The organism is Collinsella sp. AF15-51 (assembly GCF_003462845.1).
In the GTDB taxonomy this organism is placed as follows: domain Bacteria; phylum Actinomycetota; class Coriobacteriia; order Coriobacteriales; family Coriobacteriaceae; genus Collinsella.
The window spans coordinates 101,783-125,470 of sequence record NZ_QRYG01000003.1 but is presented as its reverse complement, the minus strand read 5'-3'; the positions used below and the strand labels follow the sequence as shown (position 1 = coordinate 125,470).

20 protein-coding genes and 1 pseudogene are annotated in these 23,688 nt (G+C 62.7%); 15 read left to right on the top strand and 6 right to left on the bottom strand.

Annotation, left to right across the window (positions count from 1 at the left end; translation table 11 throughout):
- Nucleotides 1-738: 738 nt before the first annotated feature.
- Nucleotides 739-840, bottom strand: a complete 102-nt coding sequence (locus tag DWW51_RS10350) for an IS3 family transposase (protein ID WP_231501554.1) — start codon at nucleotides 838-840, stop codon at nucleotides 739-741.
- 292 nt (nucleotides 841-1,132) lie between these two features.
- A pseudogene (locus DWW51_RS10345) lies at nucleotides 1,133-1,240 on the bottom strand (hypothetical protein); the annotation flags it as partial.
- On the opposite strand from DWW51_RS10345, the gene DWW51_RS02685 reads away from it, so the two are divergent.
- The 8 genes from DWW51_RS02685 (at nucleotide 1,197) to DWW51_RS02650 (ending at nucleotide 9,203) form a co-directional block, all read left to right on the top strand.
- Nucleotides 1,197-1,514, top strand: coding sequence for a hypothetical protein (locus tag DWW51_RS02685; RefSeq protein ID WP_231501553.1), 318 nt, complete (start codon nucleotides 1,197-1,199; stop codon nucleotides 1,512-1,514). The pseudogene DWW51_RS10345 and the gene DWW51_RS02685 sit on opposite strands and share 44 nt — an antisense overlap.
- A 193-nt stretch (nucleotides 1,515-1,707) precedes the next feature.
- Complete coding sequence (locus DWW51_RS02680; RefSeq protein WP_117773434.1) at nucleotides 1,708-4,449, top strand: PRD domain-containing protein; 2,742 nt, start codon at nucleotides 1,708-1,710, stop codon at nucleotides 4,447-4,449.
- Nucleotides 4,450-4,572: 123 nt separating this feature from the next.
- Entirely contained in the window at nucleotides 4,573-5,046 is a 474-nt protein-coding gene (locus DWW51_RS02675; RefSeq protein WP_089572478.1) for a PTS sugar transporter subunit IIB, read from the top strand.
- Between the two features lie 9 nt (nucleotides 5,047-5,055).
- On the top strand, nucleotides 5,056-5,841 hold the full coding sequence (locus DWW51_RS02670; protein WP_117773432.1) for a PTS sugar transporter subunit IIC: 786 nt from the start codon (nucleotides 5,056-5,058) through the stop codon (nucleotides 5,839-5,841).
- 2 nt (nucleotides 5,842-5,843) lie between these two features.
- Nucleotides 5,844-6,677: a PTS system mannose/fructose/sorbose family transporter subunit IID gene (locus tag DWW51_RS02665; protein WP_117773430.1), complete on the top strand. Its 834-nt coding sequence runs from the start codon at nucleotides 5,844-5,846 to the stop codon at nucleotides 6,675-6,677.
- Nucleotides 6,678-6,703: 26 nt separating this feature from the next.
- Entirely contained in the window at nucleotides 6,704-7,102 is a 399-nt protein-coding gene (locus DWW51_RS02660) for a PTS sugar transporter subunit IIA (protein ID WP_089572475.1), read from the top strand.
- A 12-nt stretch (nucleotides 7,103-7,114) separates the two neighbouring features.
- Nucleotides 7,115-8,239, top strand: coding sequence for a glycoside hydrolase family 172 protein (locus tag DWW51_RS02655; RefSeq protein ID WP_172676343.1), 1,125 nt, complete (start codon nucleotides 7,115-7,117; stop codon nucleotides 8,237-8,239).
- 79 nt (nucleotides 8,240-8,318) lie between these two features.
- The gene (locus tag DWW51_RS02650; RefSeq protein WP_197032144.1) at nucleotides 8,319-9,203 is read left to right on the top strand and encodes an ROK family protein; all 885 of its coding nucleotides are present in this window, start codon (nucleotides 8,319-8,321) and stop codon (nucleotides 9,201-9,203) included.
- Between the two features lie 116 nt (nucleotides 9,204-9,319).
- On the opposite strand, the gene DWW51_RS02645 is transcribed toward DWW51_RS02650, so the two are convergent.
- Nucleotides 9,320-9,556, bottom strand: coding sequence for a hypothetical protein (locus DWW51_RS02645; RefSeq protein WP_117765044.1), 237 nt, complete (start codon nucleotides 9,554-9,556; stop codon nucleotides 9,320-9,322).
- Between the two features lie 631 nt (nucleotides 9,557-10,187).
- Here DWW51_RS02645 and DWW51_RS02640 point away from each other — a divergent pair.
- Both DWW51_RS02640 and DWW51_RS02635 read left to right on the top strand, forming a co-directional pair.
- Nucleotides 10,188-11,267, top strand: coding sequence for a Gfo/Idh/MocA family protein (locus tag DWW51_RS02640; protein ID WP_117773428.1), 1,080 nt, complete (start codon nucleotides 10,188-10,190; stop codon nucleotides 11,265-11,267).
- Nucleotides 11,268-11,270: 3 nt separating this feature from the next.
- The gene (locus DWW51_RS02635; protein ID WP_117773426.1) at nucleotides 11,271-12,017 is read left to right on the top strand and encodes a DeoR/GlpR family DNA-binding transcription regulator; all 747 of its coding nucleotides are present in this window, start codon (nucleotides 11,271-11,273) and stop codon (nucleotides 12,015-12,017) included.
- 109 nt (nucleotides 12,018-12,126) lie between these two features.
- Here the strand turns inward: DWW51_RS02635 and DWW51_RS02630 are convergent, their stop codons facing one another.
- Nucleotides 12,127-12,786 (bottom strand): RluA family pseudouridine synthase, encoded by a 660-nt coding sequence (locus tag DWW51_RS02630; protein ID WP_231501551.1) that lies wholly within the window; start codon nucleotides 12,784-12,786, stop codon nucleotides 12,127-12,129.
- Nucleotides 12,787-12,801: 15 nt separating this feature from the next.
- Nucleotides 12,802-15,297: a U32 family peptidase gene (locus DWW51_RS02625; protein WP_117773424.1), complete on the bottom strand. Its 2,496-nt coding sequence runs from the start codon at nucleotides 15,295-15,297 to the stop codon at nucleotides 12,802-12,804.
- Nucleotides 15,298-15,595: 298 nt separating this feature from the next.
- On the opposite strand from DWW51_RS02625, the gene DWW51_RS02620 reads away from it, so the two are divergent.
- Nucleotides 15,596-15,973: a RidA family protein gene (locus tag DWW51_RS02620; RefSeq protein WP_035137477.1), complete on the top strand. Its 378-nt coding sequence runs from the start codon at nucleotides 15,596-15,598 to the stop codon at nucleotides 15,971-15,973.
- Between the two features lie 112 nt (nucleotides 15,974-16,085).
- Here DWW51_RS02620 and DWW51_RS02615 read toward each other — a convergent pair whose 3' ends face one another.
- Nucleotides 16,086-16,742: a transcriptional regulator gene (locus tag DWW51_RS02615; protein ID WP_231501550.1), complete on the bottom strand. Its 657-nt coding sequence runs from the start codon at nucleotides 16,740-16,742 to the stop codon at nucleotides 16,086-16,088.
- A 350-nt stretch (nucleotides 16,743-17,092) separates the two neighbouring features.
- On the opposite strand from DWW51_RS02615, the gene DWW51_RS02610 reads away from it, so the two are divergent.
- The 4 genes from DWW51_RS02610 to DWW51_RS02595 all read left to right on the top strand — a co-directional run bounded on the left by DWW51_RS02610 (nucleotide 17,093) and on the right by DWW51_RS02595 (nucleotide 23,679).
- On the top strand, nucleotides 17,093-18,487 hold the full coding sequence (locus DWW51_RS02610; RefSeq protein ID WP_055285183.1) for a uracil-xanthine permease family protein: 1,395 nt from the start codon (nucleotides 17,093-17,095) through the stop codon (nucleotides 18,485-18,487).
- 196 nt (nucleotides 18,488-18,683) lie between these two features.
- The gene (ssnA, locus tag DWW51_RS02605) at nucleotides 18,684-20,039 is read left to right on the top strand and encodes a putative aminohydrolase SsnA (protein WP_117773422.1); all 1,356 of its coding nucleotides are present in this window, start codon (nucleotides 18,684-18,686) and stop codon (nucleotides 20,037-20,039) included.
- 149 nt (nucleotides 20,040-20,188) lie between these two features.
- Entirely contained in the window at nucleotides 20,189-23,188 is a 3,000-nt protein-coding gene (gene ygfK / locus DWW51_RS02600; RefSeq protein ID WP_117773420.1) for a putative selenate reductase subunit YgfK, read from the top strand.
- A gap of 11 nt (nucleotides 23,189-23,199) precedes the next feature.
- Entirely contained in the window at nucleotides 23,200-23,679 is a 480-nt protein-coding gene (locus tag DWW51_RS02595) for a 4Fe-4S binding protein (RefSeq protein WP_117773418.1), read from the top strand.
- Nucleotides 23,680-23,688 lie beyond the last annotated feature (9 nt).

Genomic DNA, 23,688 nt, shown 5'->3' with positions numbered 1-23,688 from the left:
GGCCCGGATGCCACGGCACCCGGGCCTTTTTCTATCCCCACTCGATGGCTTCGGTTCTGCCGTCCCGTCATTCCGGTTGCATCCAGTTTTCGGTGCCGTCTCGAATCGAGTGCCGCCAGGTGATACCCTGTCGCGTTTCGTCGGCTTCGGGGACAAAAGTCGGGACAACTCCAAAAACTATTTTCGAACTCAGGGCTTTGAGTTTTTGTTTTTGTCCCAAAGGGCGCGGCGGGATGCCTTTGGAGGCTCGATAGCGCCGAAAACGCCCGTTTTGAAACTTAAATGCCTTTTCGCGTGCAAGCCGCCAGCTGCAATAGGAAGTGAATCAACGCAGGTGGCTTTCAAGCAGTTTGCAAAACTGCAGGTCGCAGGTCTTCATTGCCAGTAGGAGAAATGAGTAGTCTCAGGTGGCTTGCCCATGAGTTGACGAACGGGATTTGAGATTACGCTGACGTCCGGAAACGCTTCGAGCACGGCGTTACGTTTTTGGGGTTTGGGCGTAGCCCCTGCACCCGCGAGCGCGGGCCTTAAGCCCGTCGAGAGGGTGACGCGTCGAAAACGAAGGGGAAAGAGAGAAGGGGCCGTCCCTATCATTCAGGTTGCGACCGAAGAAGACAAGGAGACCCCCTGAGCCTGAATGATGCCCCACAGACCGCGTCCGACCGAGCTCAAGCCGAGCTTTTCCTGACGTCCGCCTTCGCGGAGATGATGGCTGGATTGGCTATGGATTGGCAACACTTATTTGGACGATTCCGGGAGGGACGGCCCCGCCTCCCTGAACTCGACCGGCGACATGTAGCCCAGCGTCGAGTGGATCCTGAAGTTGTTGTACCAGTGCACGTAATCCAAGAGCTTGGCTCGGAGCTCGCGCGTCCCTCCTCGGTCCTTCGGAGTGGCCGACGATCTCCCCGTTGCAGAGGTCGACGAGCAGGCAGACGTAGTTCCACGACGCCCCGACGTGCACGCAGGCCAAGTCGCTGCATATATGGGTGCACGGCGCCCTGCCGCCGAAGCCGCGCGCGACGACGTTCGACACGTCGGCCTCGTTGACCGCCCCGGGGTGCACCTTGAACCTCTTCCTGCCGTATGCGCCGGCCAGGCCGTTCTCCCTCATGATGCGGCAGACGCGGCGCCGGCTGACGGTAACGCCCGACCTCCCGGGTGACGCCTTGATCTTGCGCGATCCGTTCCGGCCCTTGCTGGCGGCGTGCGCCGCCGCGGCCGCCGTCGCCCCCGACATTAAGGCCCTCAAGGGCCGCGTCGTCTCCGGCGACCAGTTCGTCTCGCCCGCGGAACAGAAGGAGCGAATCCTCGCGGCCTTCGGCGACCTGTGCTGCGAGATGGAGGGCTGCACCATCGCGCAGGCCTCCTATCTCAACGGCGTGCCCCTCGTCGTCGTGCGCGCCATCAGCGACAAGCCCTGCGCCGAGGGCCGGGTCGTCGACTACAACACCTTCGAGAAGAAGGCCGCCTGCGACTGCGCCCGCATCGCCGCGCGCATGGTTAAGCTTTAGGCCCGGCGCGCCGGGGCCCTTTCCAAAGCGAAGTGTCGAGCCGAAGTGTTGAGCGTCGGCCCTGAATGTTCAATGGCCGTTGTTTTCTGCCCCTCAAGTGGTGGACTTTTCCTCGGAGCTGTTGATTCCCCCACGCGCCCCCTTCCGTTCTCTGTTCTCCCCTTATACTCCTTGTACGAGGAGGTAAGAAGTCATGGACAAGACCACACAGGACAGCTTGGCAAAGAAACCCGTCGACATGAGGGACAGGATTCTCGAGCATCTCGAGGCCCTCACCTCTGCCGTCTCGCTCGACGACCTTGCCCGTCTGTCCACCTCCGACATCGCCGAGACGCTCATCATCTCCAGGAGCCTGGCGAGCCAGTACCTCAACGACCTTGTTCGCGCCGGTCTTGTGGTTAAGGTGGCGGGCAGGCCTGTCCGTTATTTTCATCGCCGCGCGTTCCAGAAGCGTTTTCAGGTAAAGCTCTCTGCAAGCGAGTACGCCTCGCTCGCCGACCTCATCCAGGCGACGGGAATCGCCGATCACCGCGACTTCGCGCGTGCCGTGGGCTTCGACATGAGCCTCAGCTCCGTTGTCGAGCAGTGCAAGGCTGCGGTTCAGTACCCTCCGTTTGGCCTGCCCATCCTCTTGAGCGGCGGCGTGGGTGTCGGTAAGTCTTTCCTTTCTCGCCTTGTATACAAGTACGGCAAGAACCAGGGCTTGCTGTCCCGCGACTCCTCCTATGTGCGCATCGACTGCGCCGGGGTCCCGGACGCCGCCTCGTTCAACGGGCTTCTTGACGAGTCGATCGCGAAAGCGCGCGGGGGTGTGGTCTTTGTCAACGGCATCGAGGCACTCTCTCCCTCTGCGATGGAGCACTGCCTTGCGACGGCCCTCGGGCTCGATGCCTCCCAGGATGCGCCGCGCGCTCGCCTCGTTCTTTCGACGACGCTTTCCGCCGATGACCTGAAGGTTTCCTCGGCCTACAGCAAAATGCCCATCTGTGCCCGCGTCCCCTCACTCAAGGAGCGGACCCCCGAGGAGCGCGAGGATCTCATCTTGAGCTTCCTGCGCAGCGAGGGGTGCCGAATCGGTTCTGATGTGAAGATCAGCCGCGGCGCATACCGTTGCCTCGTGAACGCGGACTTTTCCGATAACATCGCCGGCTTGCGCGCCTGCGTGACGAACTGCTGTGCCAAAGCGTTCCTCAATCGCGAGGGCGACTACGTCGTCGTTCGCCCGTATCTTCTTCCCAGCGGGCTCCTCTCCTCCGCGCAGATCGATCAACAGCCCGACGATGGCGTTCTGATCGACGCGTCTCTGGATGCCGCCGAGAGCACAGGGCCGGTCGAGCAGGCGCTCGATGCCCTGTGCTCCCTCGATGAGCGATTCTGCGCCGGGGAGCTCTCTGTCTCCGAGCTTGTCTCGCAAGCTGTCTCCGCTGTGCGCGGCGTTGAGGATCACTTGATCTTCGACCACGGCGTCGCCTCCTCGAGGTCGCGCGCCTTCGAGCGCGTCGTGGGCGCGGTCCTTGCCGACGCAGGCTCTTCTTATGGCATCGAGCTTTCGAGGAAGGTCGCTTTTCTACTGGCCCAGGAAATTTGCCTGCAGTTGTGGCCGGGTATCGGTCTGGCTAAGCGAAAGTCTGCCTGTGCGGAGCAAATCTCCCATCTCCTCGGTGCCGTGACCTCCGAATTGCCGTTTGCCTCGAGTGTCTCCGATCAGGTCGCCGCAGACGTGGAAGGGGCGCTGGGAATCTCGCTCGATCACTTCACGAAGACGCTTCTGACGCTGTGCGTCGCATCGGAGTCTCGCGATGCGAAGGCCCTTCGGACGCTCTGCGTCATCTTGTCCCACGGCTACTCAACGGCGACGAGCATCGCCGACGCGGCGAACCGTATGCTCGGCATGCATGTGTACGAGGCTGTCGACATGCCCTACGACCAGCAGATGAAGGACATCGTCGGTCCGCTCCAGCGCCTCGTCGACCGCCATTCCTACTGCACCGGGGTCGTGTTCCTCGTCGACATGGGCTCCTTGGAGGAGGCCTATAAGGCCCTCGAGAACGTTACCGACTCCACTATCGGCGTGGTGAACAACGTCTCTACCGGTCTTGCGCTCGAGATCGGGGTCGGGCTGCTCGGCGGCAAGTCCATCGCCGAGGTTCTTGGCGATGCGACCGCCGCGTGCGTGACGCACTGCAAGGTGATCGAGCGCGTCAACCGTGAGGACGCCATCGTCTTCTGCTCCGAGTCCGGGGTCGACGCCGCGGAGAGGATACGCCAGCTCGTCTCGCAGAGCCTCCCGCGCACCATAGGCGCGCGCCTGCTCACGAGGCCCTTCAAGCAGCTCGTCGCGAACGGGTCGAACGACGCCGTTTTCTCCGAGCACCGCGTCTGCGCCGTCATCGGCACGGGAGACCCCGGGGTCGCCTCCGTCCCCTTCGTCGCCCTCGAGGACATCATGTCGACGGCGTCCGCCTCTAAGGTTGATGCCGTGTTCGGCAGGTGGCTTGACGCTTCCGAGCTCTCTTCTTTCCACGAGAAGCTGCTCTCGAACATGACGCTGCAGAACGTCATCCGCTCCATCACCATCCTCGACCCGGAGCGGCTATTCCATGAGATCGAGAGCGCCGTGCACGAGCTTCAGCGCAGGACAGGCGAGAAGATCGGCAGCAACGCCATCATTGGGCTCTACGTTCACCTCTGCTGTCTCGTCGAGCGCCTTGTTACCAGAAACCCCATTGAGACCTACGTTGGCCAGGACCGCTTCGAGGAGGAACGCGCCGATTTCATCGAGTCCTTCAGGCAGAGCTTCTCGAGCATCTCGACGCGCTATCGCGTAGAGGTTCCCGTAAGCGAGATCGCATATGTCTTCGACTACATAAGCGTGAGCGCCGCCCCGGCGCGAGAAGAGCGCCTCGGCTCCTCGGACCTCCTGCTCGACGAGTGACCTTCCCCGCGCCGCCGCAAGCTGACCGCGCGTCCTCAATAATCCGATAACCCCTTGCCCGGCGCGAATCCGGATAGCGCCGAGGCAGTACCGAACGCAAAACTTCATTTGATAGGAGCAAACATGAGTGTTGTTATGGCACGAATCGACAATCGCCTGCTTCACGGCATCATCGTGACGCAGTGGGCCCCGGTGTCGGGCGCGACCCGAGTCATGGTCATCGACGACAAGGTCGCCGGCGACGAGGTCCTGAAGTCCACCATGAGGATGGCGCGCCCCGCGGGCATGGCCGTTTCGATCATCTCCGAGCAGACCGCGCTCAAGAACTTCGCCGCGGGCAAGTACGACCGCGAGAAGGTCTTCGTCATCGCCAAGGAGCCCGAGACGATGCTTCGCCTGGTCGAGTCGGGCGTCGAGCTCCCGTCGCTGGTCGTCGGCGGCTCGCTCGTCAAGGAGGACGGCATCCAGCTCACCCAGCGCGCCTACGCCTCCGCCGAGAACGTCCAGAGCTACAAGGCGCTCATCGCCCGCGGCGTCAAGGTGACGGCACAGTTCGTGCCCGCCGACAAGCCCGTCTCCGTCGCCGACCTCATCTAAGGAGGGATCATGGTCAACTTCACTATCCTGCAGGTCGTCCTTTTGACCCTGCTTGCCTTCATCAAGCACGTGGACTACTACGGCATCCCGATGATCTTCGTCAACTATGCCGTCTTCTGGGGCCTTATCACCGGCGTCGTTATGGGCGACTGGCAGACCGGCCTCGTCATCGGCGGCACCATCCAGCTCATGCAGCTCGGCGTCGCGGGTTTCGGCGGTTCGTCGATTCCCGACTACGGCACGATGGCCATCATCGCCACCGCCTACGGCGTGACCCTGGGCTCCGACACGGGCCTCGCCATCGGCCTGCCGGTCGGCATGCTCGGCATCCAGCTCGACGTCGTCGTCAAGATCCTCAACGGCTTTGTCGTCGAGAAGTCCCAGAAGTTCTGCAACGAGGGTAAGTTCAATCAGATGAACGCCATCCTGTGGGTCTGCCCCGCACTCTTCGGCCTGTGCGCCGCCCTGCCCGTCTTTGTCTCCGTGACGCTCGGCCAGCCCGCCGTCAACTGGCTCCTCGAGGTCATGCCCCAGTGGTTCCTCTCCGGCCTCACCCTCGCCGGCAAGATGCTCCCGGCCGTCGGTATCGCCATGCTGCTCCGCTACATGCCAACCGCCAAGTACTTCCAGTACCTGCTCGCCGGCTTCTTCCTCTCAGCCTTCCTGAACGTGCCCATCATCGGCGCCGCCATCGTCGGCTTTGCCCTCGCGATTGCGTTCTACCAGCGTGCCGAGAGGGACACCGAGCTCGCCGCCCACGCTTCCGCAGACGCCTTCATCGGAGAGGATGAGTAACCATGGAAAACGAGAACATCACCGCCGTCGCCGAGGGCAAGCCCTCCGGCTACAAGGTCACCAAGAAGGACCTGCGCAACGCGAACTGGCGCTGGCTCATGAGCGTGTGCACCTTCAACTACCAGACCCAGCAGGGCGCCTCAGTCGCTTACGCCCTCTCGCCGGTCCTGAGGAAGATCTACACGAACGACGAGGACTATAAGCAAGCGCTCAACAACCACTTCCGCTACTACAACACCCAGCCTTGGCTCGCCGCCATCATCCTTGGCGCCTGCGTGGCCATGGAGGAGCGCGACGGCCTAGCGGCGGCGGACGCCGTCCAAGACCTGAAGATCGGCACCATGGGACCGCTCGCCGGCGTCGGCGACTCCCTGCTCATGACCATGATCCCGACCATCATGGGCTCCATCGCCGCCTACATGGCCATCGAGGGCAACCCCGTGGGAGCCGGCATCTGGTTCGCGCTCATCCTGGCCATCTTCTGGGTCCGCATGCACGCCCTCGAGTTCGGCTACAAGCAGGGCGTGAAGCTCGTCACCGACTTCAGCGAGAAGCTTCCCAACCTCACTGCCGCCGCCTCCGTGCTCGGCCTCACCGTGGTCGGCTGCCTCATCGCCTCGGTCATCGGCGTCACCTGCCCGATTAGCTTCAGCTTCGGCGAAGTCGCGATGGAGATTCAGCCGCTGCTCGACAAGATCCTGCCTGCCATGATCCCCGCCGCCATCACGGGAAGCGCGTATTACCTTCTTACCAAGAAGAACGCGAGCATGACGGCCCTCATCCTCGTGGTGATCGTCCTCGCGATGGTCGCCTCCGCCGCCGGCATCCTCGCCTAGCTTCGACCCAAGAGATTGGTGAATCAATGAGAAAGATAGTTGTGGCGAGCCATTCCCTTCTCGCCCAGGGCTTCAAGGACACCCTCGAGTTCCTTACGGGTAAGGGCGACGCCGTCAACGCCGTGTGCGCCTACGTGAACGACAACGGCGAGGGGCTCGACGCGGCGGTCGAGGCGGCTCTTTCGGGCACTGACGAGGTCGTCGTCCTCACCGACGCGTACGGCGGCAGCGTGAACCAGCGCTTTTCCCGCTTCGCCTCCGACCGGATCCACGTGATCGCGGGTGTCAACCTCCCGCTCGCCATGACGGTCGCGCTCGCGCGCCCCGACGAGAAACTCGACTTCGACGCCCTCGTCAACGAGGCGCGCCAGCAGATCATCTACGTGAACGGTGCCAGTTCCGCCGAGTGCGACGACGACGAATAGAGGAGGTCGACGATGAGAGAGTTCCTTAAGGACGTGTGGATGCACGGCGGTGAGGAAAGCCGCGCCATCACCCCCGAGAACATCACGGGCGAGAAGGGCCGCGCCGCCATGTCGGCCAGCCACCTCGGCGTCGGCCGCAAGGGCTCGTGCTGCGTGCCCCTTGAGTCCGGCGAGACCATCACGCTCGCGGACATCGAGGGACCCGGCATCATCCGCCACATCTGGATGACCGTCCCCGACAAGACCGCCGCCGGCAGCTTCGTCATGCGTGACCTCGTGCTGCGCTTCTACTGGGACGACGAGGAGACCCCCTCGGTCGAGTGCCCTGTCGGCGACTTCTTCTGCAACGGCTTCGGTGAGCGCGCCATCGTCAACTCGATGCCCATCTGCGTGAACCCGACGGGCGGCATGAACTGCTACTTCGAGATGCCCTTCAGGAAGCACGCCAAGGTCACGCTTACGAGCGAGCACCCCGGGTTCATTAAGTACATCTTCTACACGTTCAACTACGCGCTCACCGACGTGCCGGACGACGCCATGTACTTCCACGCCCGCTTTAACCGCGAGCGCAGCACCCGCAGGGGCGTCGACTACACCGTGCTCGACGGCGTGCGCGGCAAGGGCTACTACGTCGGCACCTACATGGCCCTGTGCGCCCTGGAGCGCTATTGGTGGGGCGAGGGCGAGATGAAGTTCTTCCTCGACGGCGACGAGGAGTTCCCCACGGTCACCTCGACGGGAGCCGAGGACTACTTCGGCGGTGCCTGGGCCTTCCTCGACAGGCCGCCCCACGCGCTGCCCGAGGCGCAGTGCTTCAACACGCTGTTCGCCGGCTACCCGTACCGCTCGACGCGCGACGCCACGCGCGACCGCTTCAGCGCGGGCAAGCCGAACCCGAATCCGATGCTCGCGACTAACGACGACGCGCTGCCCAGGCACGGCCTCTACAGGTGGCACCTTCCCGACCCGATCTCGTTCAAGGAGGACCTGCGCGTGACGTTCCAGGACCTCGGCAACGACGACATCAAGCTCTACGAGCGCGAGGACGACATCTCCACCGTCGCCTACTGGTACCAAAGCGAGCCGCACGCCGTGCTCGCCCCGTTTGCCGCAAGGCAGGACCGCGTGCCCAGGTAGGGTCGCCTCGAAACAAGCCAACGTTATGGGCGCCCGCGGTTGACCATGACTGCGGGCGTCCCTTTGTAAGGAGGATCACATGAGCGAAAAGCAAATGAGGCTCGGCGCCCTCGAAGCCGGCGGGACCAAGATGGTCTGTGCCGTGGTGTCCGGCGACGGCGAGGTCCTCGACCGTATGGAGACCCCGACGCTTACGCCCGCCGAGACCGTCCCGCAGATGATCGAGTGGTTCACCGCCCGCGATGTGGACGCGTTGGGCATCGGCGCCTTCGGCCCGACCTGCGTCAACCCCAACGACGAGCGCTACGGCTCCATCCTCCAGACGCCCAAGCTCGCGTGGCGAGGCCATGGTCTTCGCGCCGCGTTCGCCGACGCCCTCGGGATTCCGGTGGCCTACGACACGGACGTGAACGTTGCCTGCCTCGGCGAAGTGGTCTTCGGCTGCTGCAAGGGGCTCGAGGACGCCGTCTACGTGACCATCGGCACCGGCGTGGGCGCGGGCGTCATGTGCGCGGGCAGACTCCTTCACGGCATGCTGCACCCCGAGGCCGGTCACATGCTGGTAAGGACCCGTCCCATCGAGGAGGGACGCTGCGTCTGCCCGAGCCACGCGAGCTGTCTCGAGGGGCTCGCCTCCGGCCCCGCCATCGCCGCGCGCTGGGGAAAGCCCGCGGCCGAGCTCGCGGATAACGATGAGGTGTGGGCGCTCGAGGGGGATTATCTGGGGCAGATGTGTGCGAACCTCGTGCTCATGTACTCGCCTCGCCGCATCGTCCTCGGCGGCGGCGTGATGCACCAGGAGCAGCTCTACGGCATCGTCCGCAAGAAGACCCTCGAATATCTGGGTGGCTACATCCAGACCGCCGAGCTTAAGGACATGGAGAGCTACATCTGCGCCCCGGGCTGCGGCGGCGACCAAGGAATCCTCGGCGCGGCCGAGCTGGCAAGAAGGGCGCTCGCGTAACTTGCGCTCTCTCCGCCATACAACGCGTTAAGAAAAGACGAGCGCTTCTTGCCAATTGAGCGGCAAGAAGTGCTCGTCTTTTGCATTTGTTTTTGGGGCAGGACGCCCCGCCTCCGCTAGAGTCCCTGGACCGCCACACCCACGAGGTTTGGACCGGTGTGGACAAGAAGCGCGGGGCTGATGTCGGAGCGGACGACCTCCACCGCGTTGGCCACGCGCTCGCACAGGGCCTGCTCCATGCGGTCGTAGAGGTCGGCGTGGGCCGAGGTGCGGCTCGCGGCAAAGCGCACCTTGGGGTGCTTCTCGACGATGGCGGCGATGAGCTTGACCTCGGTGCGATGCGGTACTTGCACAGCCATTTCGTGTACGCGAGGCTGTTGGCTTTCTGGGCCACAGCAATCACCTCCCCCTAGTATGATGACCTGAACAATCCTCATGCTAGGGGGAAGGTTTTTGTCGCGTAACGGAAATTGGCCTCCACCCGCTGAGCGGGTGGCTTTCTATGCCGCGCGTGCCGCGCGGCACGGACTAAAGTCCATGAATAAAAACGAGGAAGGCCACGTCCGGCCTCCCTCGCAAAGGGTCTCTGATTACTCCCACTCATTGGGGACAGACTTAAATGAGTACTCTTGAAATGCCGGCGCCTGGGGACGTTCTTTTTCTGTCTGCAGTTTGGAACGTTCCTTTTCTGTCGGCAGTTTGGGACGGTCCTTAGAGCTGCAGCGCGCCATGAGCGACGAGGCGAAGCGGATCATCCTGTCTTTTGAGTTCTAAGCATAAGCCCCTGTCTCTGAGCAATGACCGGTTCGCATTTGTGCGTATTTGCGTGCGTGGGATTGCGTGAATATGCGTATAGATGCGCCGTTTTCGGGACAACAATGACCGTTTAGCGGTGAGATACGCAAAAACGCGCACAGAAGCGCGTGTTTGTGCGAATATAGAGCTGTCAGAAAGCAAGGCGTTCTATGACACAGGAGGCACATAATGGCAGATTCCAAGCAGGCTCCGATCGACGCCGCGGCAGCCGCCAAAGCAGCGTTCGCTTCGGTCCAGGACAAGCCGTTCCCCGACGATATTTTTACGGCTCCCGAGCTCCATTGGGCCGTCATCGGTTGCGGCGTTATCGCCAACCAGATGGCTCAGTCCCTTGCTCTTGCCGGTCGCAAGCTTGCGGGCGTCGCCAACCGTACGCTGTCCAAGGCTCAGGCTTTTGCCGAGCAGTATGGCATCGAGAAGGTCTACGACACGGTTGAGGACCTCTACGCCGATCCTGGCATCGACGCCGTCTACATCACTACCCCGCACAACACTCATATCACCTATCTGCGCGCTGCCCTGGCAGCCGGCAAGCACGTGCTCTGCGAGAAGGCCATTACCCTCAATTCCGCTGAACTCGATGAGGCCCGTGCCATTGCCGCCGAGCACAACGTGGTCCTTATGGACGCTACCACGGTGCTCCACATGCCCTTGTATCAAGAGCTGCGTCGCCGCATGGATGCCGGCGAGTTCGGCCGCATGAACCTCGCTCAGCTCAACTTTGGTAGCTACAAGGAGTACGGCGACCTGACCAACCGTTTCTACAATCGCAACCTTGCCGGCGGTGCCATGCTCGATATTGGTGTGTATGCCCTGTCCGTCATGCGCCTGTTTATGGCGAGCCAGCCCGCCGAGGTCGTGTCTCTAGGCAACACCTGCGAGACTGGAGTCGATGTTGCGGGCGGCATCGTCTGCCGCAATGCCGAGCAGCAGCTGGGCGTCGTGAGCCTTACGCTTCACTCCAAGCAGCCCAAGCGCTCGGTCATCAGCTTTGACAAGTGCTACATCGAGGTCAACGAATATCCGCGTGCCGATCACGCGACCATCGTGTGGACTGCGGACGGCCACCGCGAGGAGGTCCACGCAGGCACCGAGGCTTACGCCCTGTGTTATGAGATGGCCGATCTTGAGAAGGCCGTTGCCGGCGACGACTCCAAGCGCGAGCTTCTGGATTATACTTCTGATGTTATGGAGCTTATGACCAAGCTTCGCGCCGATTGGGGAGTCGTGTACCCCGAGGAGGAGTAAGCGATGCTTGCGGAAGATAGGCTCAACGCAATCGTGTCGATGGTGCAGCAGACGGGCTCGGTTACCGTACCGGAGCTTGCTGAGGCCCTGGGCGTGACGGCGTCTACCATTCGGCGCGACCTGCAGACGCTCAATCGCGCACACCGTATCGCCAAGGTGCACGGTGGGGCGACGAGCCTTGAGCGCGCGCACGTGACGCGCGACCTAACGCTTAATGAGCGCAGCGATCTCCATAACGACGACAAGGAACGTATCTGCGCCCGTGCGGCGGCGCTGGTGGAGCCCGAGAGCTTTGTGTACATCGACTCGGGCTCGACGACGCTCAGGCTCATCGAGCATCTTCCACACCTTGAAGGTGTCACCTATGTGACTGATTCCGTGCTCCATGTTCAGCATCTCGCTTTGCGCGGCATGCGTACCGTGGTGCTGGGCGGCGAGCTCAAACCCGAGACCGAGGCGCTCGTTGGCCCCGATGCCTTGGCAACCTTAGACCGTTACAACTTCAACTGCGGCTTTTGGGGCTCTAACGGCATTGCCGCCGAGCAGGGCTTCACGGCGCCCGATATCGAGGAGGCGCAAGTAAAGCGTATCTCGATGCGCCATACGGCCAAGCGCTTCGTAATCTCGGACGCCAGTAAATTTGGCATGGTGGCGCCCGTCAAGTTCGCGGACTTCCGCGATGCAACGATTATTACCGCAGGCGAGGTCCCCGCCAAGTACCGGGCAATGGACAACGTCATCACGGTCTAGCGACGGGGCAAGGCCAAAACCACCGCGAAGGGGCAGGAACCTTTGTGGTGGTTTTGACGTTTGTCCGGATAAAACCTGCCAAAATAAACCTGTCCCTTTTTGGCAGGTTTTAGGGCTCCCAGGGGCAGGGGGCTTCGATGTGGATGTGCTCGCCGGTTACGGGATGCGTAAAGGACACGCTGTGGGCGTGGAGCATGAGGCCACAAGGACGCGGCGTCCCGTACAGGTCGTCGCCCACCAGGGGATGGCGCTCGCTCGCCAGGTGCACGCGAATCTGGTGTTTGCGGCCGGTGAGCAGCTCGACATCGATATACGAGCGCGTGGGCAGGCCGCGGCGGCTCTTAAGACGCTTGAGCACCTTCACGCGCGTTTGAGACGGCTTGCCGCTGGCGCCGACGCGCATCTTTCGGCTGTCGTGACGGTCGCGGGCGATGGGCTTGTCGATGAGCTTTTCGTTCCAGTCGATCTTGCCCTCGGCGAGCGCCAGGTAGTGCTTTTCGAACGCGTGGTCGATGATCATCTGGTCAAAGGCGGGCTGCGTCTGCTTGTCGAGTGAGAACAGCACCACGCCGGTGGTGTCACGGTCCAGGCGATTGAGCGGCTGCATGTCGGTCGCGGCAAAGCCGTCGCCCATCGCCAGCAGCAGGTCGCTGGCGTAGTCGGTAAGTGTGCGCTCGCCGGTGCCGTCACCGTGGACGATCATGCCGGCGGGCTTGTCGATGGCCATGAGCCAGGCGTCGCAGTAGAGGACTTGAGGTTCTTCGTTCACGTGTAAGCCTTTCGGTTAGCTAATTCCCACAAACATGCAGCCCGAGGTGGCGCCGCGCAGGCGGGCGGCCGGCTTGCGGCCGGCTTGAGCCGCCTCGACAGCGCGACGGACGCGAGCGACGGCACGGCCAATCTCATCGGCCTCGAGCAAGGTTCCGTCGACCATAAGACGGCGCACGCCGGCATCGAGCAGCTGCGGAACTTGCGGCGTGAGGTCGATGGGGTAGGCGTCGTACAGGCGTGAGCGGCCGTGGATGTCGGTACGCACCGGCATGACCTTGGCGTCGATATTCTTGAGCGAGAGCTTGCGGGCACGCAGGCGGCAGTTGGCACAATCGTGGATGCAGCCGTTGGCAACCTGCAGAATGCAATGCTCGCTTGTCATGACGCGCGGGCGGCCAAAGACGGTGATGCCCAGAGCCGCGGGCGCGGCGGTGCCGAGCGAGATAATCTCGTCGAGCGTGATCTCGGGCGAGAGCCAAAACGCACCGGCTCCGCGCTCGGCAAGCGCCTCCATGCAGGGCGTGTTGTGCACCGGCAGGCAAGAGCGAATCTCGGCCGTGGCGCCAACCTGGGCGGCCAGGGCAAGCTCAGAGATGTTGCCAATAGCGACCGTGGCGCCGGCAACAACCCATGGGTCAACGCGGACGTGGTCAACGGCGCGGCAGACCTCATCGAGCACGGGTACGATGCCCTGCTCAAACGTATCGGCGGGGGAGAGCTTGGCCGCATCGAGCGCGTCGGTGGTCATGTAGATGCGCGTTGCACCCTCCGCCCGCGCTGCCTCGGCGGCCTCGAGCGAGGTGACGGTGGCGCAGATCTGCGGCTCGTCGCGGTAGTGCTCGGGCGCGGGGCGGGAATCACTGGTGACAATCGCCGGCAGCTCGAGCGTTTTCGCGCGCTCCGCGTACGGCGCCAGAATGGCCTCTTCCAGCGCCTTGCAAGCGGCGGCGCGCACCTTATGTACGGCGGAGAAACCCATGCCACAGCCCTCATCGAGCGCCACCTCAAAGCTCGCAGCCTCAAAGGGAGAGGAACCCATGCGGCCGACGTGCTCAACCAGATCGGACGCCTCGACCGCACGGGTCTTGGCGGCTTCGACGGTAAAGCCCGTGGCCGTGGCCGTAAGCGAAGGGTCGTCGCAGCAGGTGAGCGTAACGGTAAACGGCTCGCCCAGACGCGCCACGACGGACACATCAACAGCTCGGCGGCGCAGCACATCGCGCTTGAGCGCGGCGCCGGCGGCGTCGATGGCACGCTGACTACGAATCACGCGGACGCGGCAGCCCTCGGGCATGCTGCGGGGTACGCGACATTCGATGACTTCACCGGCTGCGGCATCATCGGCGGCAATGGTGGTCAGGAACTGGTCAAACTCGTTATCGTGGCGAAGCTCCAGCAGGTCGCCCTTGCCCACGGGCTCAAACAGCTCAATGCGGGCGATGGCGGCGCGGCGACGGCGGTCGTCGGGCTTGAGGCCGCGCACATCGCGGTTGGCCGGGCGGCTGCCCAGCACCGTGCCCACGATCTGGCCGCGGTTGTTGGAACGCTCATAGCTCATCATCTCGTCGCCCGAGGTGCCGTCCTGATAGGCGTGCGTAAAGTCGCGGTTAAAGCAGCGCTTGAGCTGGCGCTGGCGGGCGGCTTTCTCGTCCTTGGCAACGGTGGTTCCGGCCAGCATGTCATCAATCTGATGACGATACACGTCGACGATGGAATACACGTAATCGGGCGCCTTCATGCGGCCCTCGAGCTTGAGCGACGCAGCGCCGGCGTCATACAGGCGGCGAACAAGTTGTGAGGTGTTGGTGTCACGTGGGCACAGCGCGCGCTCGCGACCGGCAGGGGAGAGCGAGCGACCGTTCTCGTCGATCAGCTCGTAGGGCAAGCGGCAGGGCTGGGCGCACATGCCACGGTTGGCCGATCGTCCCGCCATGGCAAAGCTCGAAAGCAGACACAGGCCAGAGTAGCAAAAGCAGATGGCGCCATGGCTAAAGACCTCAAGGTCCACATCGGGCGCGGCATCGTGGATGGCGGCAATCTCGTCGATGGAAAGCTCGCGCGAGAGGGTCACGCGGTCGGCGCCCTGCTCGCGGCACCAAAGGGTTCCGCGGTCGTCGTGGATGTTCGCCTGGGTCGAGATATGCGTCTCGATGCCGGGCATGGTGCGCTTGACCTCAAAGAACAGGCCCCAGTCCTGGATGATGAAGGCGTCGGCGCCCAGCGTGGAGCAGCGATGGATGAGCTGCAACGCATCGCTCATCTCGGATTCCTTGATGACGATGTTGACCGTGACGTAGACGCGCGAGCCGGCCAGGTGCGCGGCGCGGCAGGCCTGCTCAAAGGCCTCGTCGGTAAAGTTGGTGGCCTTGCGGCGTGCGTTGAAGCTGCCCATGCCGCAGTAGATGGCGTCTGCCCCGGCGGCGAGTGCGGCGGCAAAGGGCTCGGGCCCTCCGGCGGGCGCCAAAAGCTCGGGTCTGCGGTTGGTGGTTCGACTGGCGGTTGCGGTCATATCCTGCCTTTCAAAATGCTCAGATACTCAAAAGTATAGTGGTGCCGTCGCGGCAGGCGATGCCCGCGTTCCAAGCGGGATAAAGTCTTCAGCAGCTTGGACTGGCTGCTCCACATGAGAACCGTTCAGCGGTCCGGGGAAACCGTTGGGCGATAAAATATTCTCGCAACGTGATAATAATCTTGCATCGCGCGGAAACCTTGAGTACTATCCCAATCAAGCGCGGTGTTCAGACCGAACTGTGCCTCCCGGTGTGAACGCCGCGCTCCCGTTCCCTTTTACTTGTAAGGAGAAAAACATGAGCAAGACCGTCGTGTCTTCCGATAACGCACCCGCAGCCATCGGCCCGTATTCCCCTGGTATCCAGACCGGCAACATGGTGTTCCTGTCCGGCCAGCTGGGCATCGATCCCGCAACTGGCAAGATGCCCGAGGGCGTCGAGGCCCAGGCCAAGCAGTCCCTTGCTAACGTCGAGGCCCTGCTGACCGCTGCCGGCGCCACCTTTGCCGATGTCGTCAAGACCACAGTCTACCTGGCTGACATTGCCGACTTCGCCGCCGTGAACGAGATCTACGCCTCCAAGTTCGAGGCCCCGTTCCCCGCGCGCAGCGCTTTCCAGGTTGCCGCTCTTCCGGCTGGCGGTCTGGTCGAGATCGAGGTCGTCGCCGCTCTCTAAGGCGTTGACCACAACTAAACATGACATGCAAAAAGACCCTGCAGCGCGTGCGAGCTGCAGGGTCTTTTGTCAGGTGACGAATCGCTTGTGGAGCCGCGCTCCATTTTGCTCGTTAGCCCTCCTTGCGGACTTTTTGCAGGTAGCGGTACACGCTGGGCTCCGAGATGCCCAGCGCGGTGGCGGCGCAGGCCACGGCGCCCTTGAGCATGAACACCCCGTTGCCGTTGAGGTGGCGAATGACGTCCACGCGGTCGCTCTGACCAAGCGACGCTACATCCAGCCCGCGCGCGCTCAGCAACTCGGCAATGCTGCGGTCGATGAGCTCCTGGGTGGACTCCGAAAGGCTTTCGACCTCGATAGGGGCGGGCTCCGTGCGCGTCGGCGCTGCGTCGAAGCACGCCATGAGCTGCTGCGCCATGGCGTTGATGGAGCGTACGGTCGAGAGGTCGGTGTTGACGCAGAGCATACCGACGATCTCGTCATTTTCGCGGATAAAGAACGTCGCGGACTCCAACGTCTTGCCACCGGCACCGCGCCCCTCGTAGCCCGTAATAAACGGCAGGTCGCGATACTTGGGGTCGTGCATGATCTTGAGCGCCAGATCGGTGGCGGGACCGCCGACCTTGCGGCCGCTCACGATGCCGTTGCGAATATCGACGATGGCGTGGTCGGGATCCGAGAAATCGTGCAGGACGATCTCGCTGTTCTTACCGAGTATCTGCTCCAGGAAATCGACCATCGGCAAAAAGCGACGTACGGTCTCGTTCACGGGCAACTCCTTTGGGTGAAATCGGAAGGTTCATAACAATTTTTTCTCATGGTAACACGCTACTCTTCATCTCGTATATCCGCAGGTACATTGCGTAATACAGACGAACGGTAGGAATTTGGCGGTAAACGGTTGACCAAAAGAAAAGTTAGATGTTATTTTGACCAGACACTTTCCTGACCTGCGGAAATGCATTATCTCAGCTGAAGAATAGTCTGATAACAAAAAATTATTATTGAGAATGAGAATCATCTTTAATACGATATGCAACGAAGGCACAACCTCAACCCCGCACTGCGTCACAATAGAGCGTTAGATGCGAAACAACTATTTCGAGGATTGGTGGTCAAATGACCCAGGAGACGGTTACGAACGGCACTGAAGCCCTGTTCACTCGTGAAGGCATGCCTCCCGTTAAGGAAATGATCCCGTGTGCCCTTCAGCACGTACTGGCTTCGTTTGCCGGTATCATCACCCCGGCTGTCATCATGGCCGGCGTCTACGGCTTTAATAGCCAGCAGAGCACCGACATCATTCAGGTTGCGCTCATTCTTTCGGCAATCGACACGGCCCTTCAGGCCTTCGCTCCCTTCCGCCGCATCGGCGGCGGCCTGCCCATCGTCATGGGCGTCTCGTTCGCGTTCCTGCCGGCCCTGCAGGCCATGGGTGCCTCGGGCTTTAGCTTTGGTGCGCTGCTGGGCGGCGAGATTGTCGGTGGTGCCGTCGCGGTCCTCTTTGGTCTGGCCTACAGCAAGATTAAGTGGCTGTTCCCGCCCGTCGTGACCGGTACGGTCATCTTCTCCATCGGCGTTTCGCTGTATCCCACGGCCGTCAAGTACATGGCCGGCGGCATGGGCACGCCGCTGTGGGGCACCCCGCAGGCCTGGTGCGTCGCTCTTATCACCTTCGCAGTGGTCTTTGCGCTCGCCAACTTTGGCAAGGGCACGCTCAAGCTGGGCTCCGTGTTCTTTGGCATGATCGTTGGCATGATCGTCTCCATCCCCTTCGGCATGATCGACTTCTCCAGCGTCGCCACCGCTCAGGTCTTCGCCCTTCCCAAGCTCATGCCCTACGCGCTCGAGTTTGATCCCGAGGTCTGCATTACCCTCGCCGTCGTGTTCCCCATGGTTGCCATCCAGGTTATCGGTGACGTCTCCGCCGCCTGCCTGGGCTCCATCGACCGTATGCCCACCGAGCGCGAGCTCTCCGGCGCCATCGTGTCCCAGGGCCTCACTTCTATGGTCGGCGGCCTGCTGGGCGGTCTTCCCACCAGCGCCCTTGGTCAGAACGTGGGCATCATCTGCTCCAACAAGGTCGTCAACAAGTGGGTCTTTGTGATCATCGCGGCCGTCTTTGCCATTGCCGGTCTGTTCCCGCAGCTCTCTGCCGTCCTTTCCGCTATCCCGCAGCCCGTCATCGGCGGCGCGACCGTCGGCGTCTTTGGCACCATCACCATGAATGGCGTGCGCATGTTCACCCGCGAGGGCCTCACGCAGCGCACTACCACCATCGTCGGCACCTCCGTCGTCTTTGGCCTGGGTATCTGGATGGCCAGCGGTTGCCTTGCCGGCGAGGGTATGCCCGCCTGGGTGTCCACCGTCATCGGCTCCAATGCCGTAACCCCCACCGCAATCATGGCCATTGTCCTTAATCTGATCCTTCCGCAGACGCCGGTCGTGGCTCAGCACATCGATGCCGCCAAGGACGCTGCCGTGGATCTGGTCTTGCCCGAGAGCAAGAAGTAACCAATTCGGTGCTATTCGTCGGCGGACGTATCGCCTCGTCCGCCGACGCCATGCGGCGATAGGCCGCACTTCAAAGGGCTTGCCCCTTTGGTGAAGCGTTGACGGGAGAGGGCCCGTTTCCGGTGTAGGCCGGCGCTTCGCACTTCCGCTATGTCAGAGGTGTCAAACCCCGCCTCTGATGTTGAAGGGAGCATTCATGCTTCTGGTCGCTAACGGTTCTGTCTTTACCCGCAATTCTCAGACCCCGTTCATTCCCAACGGTGCGGTCGCCATTGACGGAGATACGATCGTCGAAGTAGGCCCCGAGCGCGAGCTCAAGGCCAAGTACCCGGATGCCGAGTACGTCGACGCCCAGGGCAACCTCATCATGCCCGGACTCATCAACTGCCACACCCACATCTACTCGGGTCTGGCCCGCGGCCTTGCCATTAAGGGCTGCAACCCCACCAACTTCCTGGAGAATCTTGAGCAGCAGTGGTGGAAGATCGATGACAACCTGACGCTCGACGGCACCAAGGCCAGCGCCTATGCCACGATTCTTGACTCCATCCGCGATGGCGTCACAACGATCTTCGATCACCACGCGAGCTTCTGCGAGATCCCAGGCAGCCTCTTTACCATTAAGGATGCAGCTCAGGAGCTGGGCATGCGTTCGTGCCTGTGCTACGAGGTCTCCGACCGCCGCGGTCAGGAAAAATGCGACCAGGCCATTGCCGAGAACGCCGAGTTTGCCCAGTGGGCCGCCAAGGAGCGTCGCGATAACGACAACCACATGATCGCCGCCATGTTTGGCGGTCACGCCACCTTTACGCTTTCGGACGAGACCATGGACAAGATGGCCGAGGCCAACAACGGTCTGACCGGCTTCCACATCCATGTGTGCGAGGGCATGAATGACGTGTGGGACTCCCGCCTCAACCGCGGTGGCATCAGCCCCGTCGAGCGCCTGCTGCAGCACAACCTGCTGGGTCCCGACACCATGCTCGGCCACTGCATCCACGTGACGCCTGCCGAGATGGATATCGTCAAGGAGTCCGGTACCTGGCTCGTCAACAACCCCGAATCCAATATGGGCAACGCCGTGGGCTGCGCCCCCGTGCTCGAGTTCTTCCGCCGCGGCATCCCCGTGTGCATGGGCACCGACGCCTACACTCACGATATGCTCGAGAGCCTCAAGGTCTTCCTGATCATTCAGCGCCACAACGCCGCCATGCCCAACGTGGGCTGGTGCGAGGCCATGACCATGCTGTTCGAGAACAACGCCAAGATGGCGAGCAAGTACTTCGACCGCAAGCTCGGTGTGCTCGAGGCCGGCGCTGCCGCCGACGTCATCGTTATGGACTACAAGCCCTTTACGCCGCTGAGCGAGGAGAACATCGACGGCCACATGCTCTTTGGCATGATGGGCAAAAACTGCCGCACCACCATCATCAACGGCCGCGTCCTGTACAAGGATCGCGAGTTCGTTGGCATTGATGAGGACAAGATCAACGCGTGGACCATGGCTGAGTCCAAGAAGCTCTGGAGCACGCTCAACGATCGCGCCTACTAATTCACAAGTAGTTTCGCGCGCGTCGGATGTTTCGCCGCATCCGACGCGCGTATAGGCGGCCTCCGCGGGGTCGCCGGCGCTGTGCTAGCGCTACACCGTATTTGCGCCCGCCGCGCGGTCTCGCCGGGCGTTACAGAGAGGAACTCACTATGAGCGACATCATGAGGCCGATCCCGTTTTCGCAGCTGATGAACTGGATCATCGAGGAGCATAAGACCCAGGACGCCATCTTTGGCGTGCGCAAGATGGTCACGACCAACCAGGAGGGTGCGCTTCCCATTTTTGACGAGCGCATCGAGACTCCGTTTGGCCCGGCCGCCGGTCCCAATACGCAGCTGGCCCAGAACATCGTGGCATCCTATGTGGCTGGTTCCCGCTTCTTTGAGCTCAAGACCGTCCAGGTTATGGACGGCGAGGAGCTCTCCAAGTGTGTGAACAAGCCCTGCATCGTGGCGCAGGACGAGTGCTACAACTGCGAATGGTCGACCGAGCTCGAGGTTCCGCAGGCCTTTGCCGAGTACGTGAAGGCATGGTTCGCCTGCCACCTGATCGCTCGCGAGTACGGCCTGGGTAGCCCGGACGGCTTTGTCTTCAACATGTCCGTGGGCTATGACCTCGAGGGCATCAAGAGCCCCAAGGTCGACGCCTACATCGAGGGCATGAAGGACGCCAGCGGCTCCGACGTCTGGAACGAGTGCCGCGCATGGGCACTCGCCAACCTGGACAAGTTTGAGCATGTCGACGCTGCGTTTGTCGAGTCCATCCCGGCGCGCGTCTCCAACTCCATCACCGAGTCTACCCTGCACGGCTGCCCGCCTGCCGAGATCGAGCGCATCGCGACCTACCTCATCACCGAGAAGGGCCTTAACACCTACATCAAGTGTAACCCCACGCTGTTGGGCTATGAGTTTGCCCGCCAGCGCCTCAACGAGCTGGGCTTTGATTACATCGTCTTTGATGACACGCACTTCCGCGAGGATCTGCAGTGGGCCGATGCCGTGCCCATGTTCGAGCGCCTGATTGCCCTGTGCGCCGAGCGCGGTCTGGAGTTCGGCGTCAAGCTGACCAACACGTTCCCCGTCGACGTGACGAGGAACGAGCTGCCTTCCACCGAGATGTACATGTCCGGCCGTTCGCTGTTCTCACTGACCATCGAGGCCGCCCGCCGCATTACCGAGCAGTTTGACGGCAAGCTGCGCATCAGCTACTCCGGTGGTGCCACGGTCTACAACATCCGTGCCCTGTATGACGCCGGCATTTGGCCCGTCACCCTGGCGACCGACGTGCTCAAGCCCGGTGGCTACGAGCGCTTTAGCCAGATGGCCGGCGAGTTTACCGATCTGGACGGCAAGCCGTTCGCGGGCGTCTCTCTCGAGGCCGTGACCGCGATCCAGACCGACTCACTCACCAACCCGCTCTACAAGAAGCCGCTGCGCCCGCTGCCCGACCGCAAGGTCGCTGGCAAGAGCCCGCTTTCCGACTGCTTTACCACGCCGTGCCGTACGAGCTGCCCCATCCAGCAGGATATCCCTGCCTATCTGGCGGCTGTTGACGAGGGCCGCTACGAGGACGCGCTCAACATCATCATCGAGCGCAACGCCCTGCCGTTCATTACCGGTACCATCTGCCCGCATCCCTGCGGCCGTGCCTGCGAGCGTGCATTCTACGAGCCCGAGGGCGCCCAGATTCGCGCCAGCAAGCTCAAGGCCGCCCGCGAGGCCATGACCGCCGTGCTGCCCAAGCTGCGCGCCCAGGCCATTGCCAACGACGCCGAGCGCAATGTTGCCGTTATCGGCGGCGGCCCGGCCGGTCTGGCGACGGCGTTCTTCCTGACGCGCGCCGGCGTGCCCGTCACTATCTTCGAGGCCCGCGACTCTCTCGGCGGCGTGGTCCGTCACGTGATCCCCGAGTTCCGTATCGCGAGCGACGATATCTCCCACGATGCCGAGCTCTGTCTGGCCTTTGGCGCCAAGGTGCAGCTCAACGCCCGCGTGGAGTCCATTGACGAGCTCAAGGCCCAGGGCTTTACCGATGTAGTCGTGGCCACTGGTGCCTGGATGCCCGGCTCTGCGGGCCTGGGCGAGGGTGCCGAGCTCGACGTGCTGGAGTTCCTCGAGGCCGCCAAGAAGGGCGAGAAGCTCGAGCTGGGCGAGGACGTCGTGGTCATCGGCGCCGGCAACACCGCCATGGACGCGGCCCGCGTGGCCAAGCGCCTTGCTGGCGTGAAGAACGTGCGCCTGGTGTATCGCCGCACCAAGAAGCAGATGCCCGCCGACGAGGAAGAGCTCGATCTTGCTCTTGCCGACGGCGTTGAGTTCTGCGAGCTGCTGGCGCCCAAGGCGCTCAACGGCGCCGTGCTGACCTGCGACGTCATGGAACTTGGCGAGCCGGATGCAAGCGGCCGTCGCAGCCCCGTCGCCACGGGCGAGACCGTCGAGCTTTCCGCCACCACGGTGATCTGCGCCGTGGGCGAGGGCATCGATGCCAGCCTGTACGACGCCGCGGGCGTCGAGCACGACCGTCGCGGCCGCCTTGCCGCCACCTCCACCGGCGTCGAGGGCGTCTGGGCTGCCGGTGACTGCCGCCGCGGTCCCGCTACCGTGGTCGAGGCTATCGCCGACGCCGCCGAGGTCGCCCGTGCCATTGCCGGCGTGGACTTTAACAAGTACGCCGACTGCAACGAGCAGGCCGGCCGCGAGGACACCTGCTACGAGCGCAAGGGATCGCTGTGCCGCGACAAGCGCAACTGCACCAAGACCCGCTGCCTGGGCTGCGGCTCGGTGTGCGAGGTCTGCTGCGATGTGTGCCCCAACCGCGCCAACGTGGCAATTAAGGTGCCGGGCCTGGCCAAGCATCAGGTCGTCCACATCGACGGCATGTGCAACGAGTGCGGCAACTGCGCCGTGTTCTGCCCCTACCAGGAGGGTCGTCCCTACAAGGACAAGCTCACCCTGTTCTGGAGCGATCAGGACATGGAGAACTCCGAGAACGAGGGCTTCCTGGCAGTGGACGAGGACCACTTTAAGGTCCGCGTCGCCGGCACGGTCCGCACCGTCTCGGTCGATGCCGTCAACACCGGTCTGCCCGAGGCCGTCCGCCTGACCATCAAGGCCGTGCGCGACAGCTATCCGTATCTCCTTAAGAAATAGGCGAGTCTCTTATGGCCAAATCCATTCAACATAACGTGGCCTACGTTGCCTGCGGAAGCGGTTGCGCCTCCGCAGGCGGCGACGCCCGCTGCAGCGAAGGCTGCATTGGCTGTGGCGCCTGTGTCACGGCCTGTCCCCACGGCGCCATTGCACTGATTGATGGCATCGCCCGCGTGGACCGCTCCAAGTGCACGGGCTGTGGCCTGTGCGGCATGGCGTGCCCGCAGCGCGTGATTGCCTTTGTTCCCGGCTACCAGAACATCCTGGTGCGCTGCAACAACACCGATAAGGGCGCCATCGCCCGCAAGATTTGCGACACGAGCTGCATCGGTTGCGGCATGTGCGCCAAAAAATGCCCTGCCGGCGCTATCCGCATCGAGGACAACTGTGCCCACATCGACGGTGCGGACTGCCTGTCGTGCGGCATGTGCGCCGTCGTTTGCCCGCATGGCGCCATCCACGACCGCACCGGCATCGCCGCCGGCGTGTAGAAGGGAATC

What these genes read in the sequence shown, in the direction of transcription:
- DWW51_RS02670 (WP_117773432.1), top strand. Translation starts at nt 5,056, where the DNA reads ATGGTCAACTTCACTATCCTGCAGGTCGTCCTTTTGACCCTGCTTGCC.
- DWW51_RS02595 (WP_117773418.1), top strand. Translation starts at nt 23,200, where the DNA reads ATGGCCAAATCCATTCAACATAACGTGGCCTACGTTGCCTGCGGAAGC.
- DWW51_RS02625 (WP_117773424.1), bottom strand. Translation starts at nt 15,297, where the DNA reads ATGACCGCAACCGCCAGTCGAACCACCAACCGCAGACCCGAGCTTTTG.
- ssnA (WP_117773422.1), top strand. Translation starts at nt 18,684, where the DNA reads ATGCTTCTGGTCGCTAACGGTTCTGTCTTTACCCGCAATTCTCAGACC.
- DWW51_RS02665 (WP_117773430.1), top strand. Translation starts at nt 5,844, where the DNA reads ATGGAAAACGAGAACATCACCGCCGTCGCCGAGGGCAAGCCCTCCGGC.
- DWW51_RS02680 (WP_117773434.1), top strand. Translation starts at nt 1,708, where the DNA reads ATGGACAAGACCACACAGGACAGCTTGGCAAAGAAACCCGTCGACATG.
- ygfK (WP_117773420.1), top strand. Translation starts at nt 20,189, where the DNA reads ATGAGCGACATCATGAGGCCGATCCCGTTTTCGCAGCTGATGAACTGG.
- DWW51_RS02675 (WP_089572478.1), top strand. Translation starts at nt 4,573, where the DNA reads ATGAGTGTTGTTATGGCACGAATCGACAATCGCCTGCTTCACGGCATC.
- DWW51_RS02660 (WP_089572475.1), top strand. Translation starts at nt 6,704, where the DNA reads ATGAGAAAGATAGTTGTGGCGAGCCATTCCCTTCTCGCCCAGGGCTTC.
- DWW51_RS02640 (WP_117773428.1), top strand. Translation starts at nt 10,188, where the DNA reads ATGGCAGATTCCAAGCAGGCTCCGATCGACGCCGCGGCAGCCGCCAAA.
- DWW51_RS02650 (WP_197032144.1), top strand. Translation starts at nt 8,319, where the DNA reads ATGAGCGAAAAGCAAATGAGGCTCGGCGCCCTCGAAGCCGGCGGGACC.
- DWW51_RS02635 (WP_117773426.1), top strand. Translation starts at nt 11,271, where the DNA reads ATGCTTGCGGAAGATAGGCTCAACGCAATCGTGTCGATGGTGCAGCAG.
- DWW51_RS02610 (WP_055285183.1), top strand. Translation starts at nt 17,093, where the DNA reads ATGACCCAGGAGACGGTTACGAACGGCACTGAAGCCCTGTTCACTCGT.
- DWW51_RS02655 (WP_172676343.1), top strand. Translation starts at nt 7,115, where the DNA reads ATGAGAGAGTTCCTTAAGGACGTGTGGATGCACGGCGGTGAGGAAAGC.
- DWW51_RS02620 (WP_035137477.1), top strand. Translation starts at nt 15,596, where the DNA reads ATGAGCAAGACCGTCGTGTCTTCCGATAACGCACCCGCAGCCATCGGC.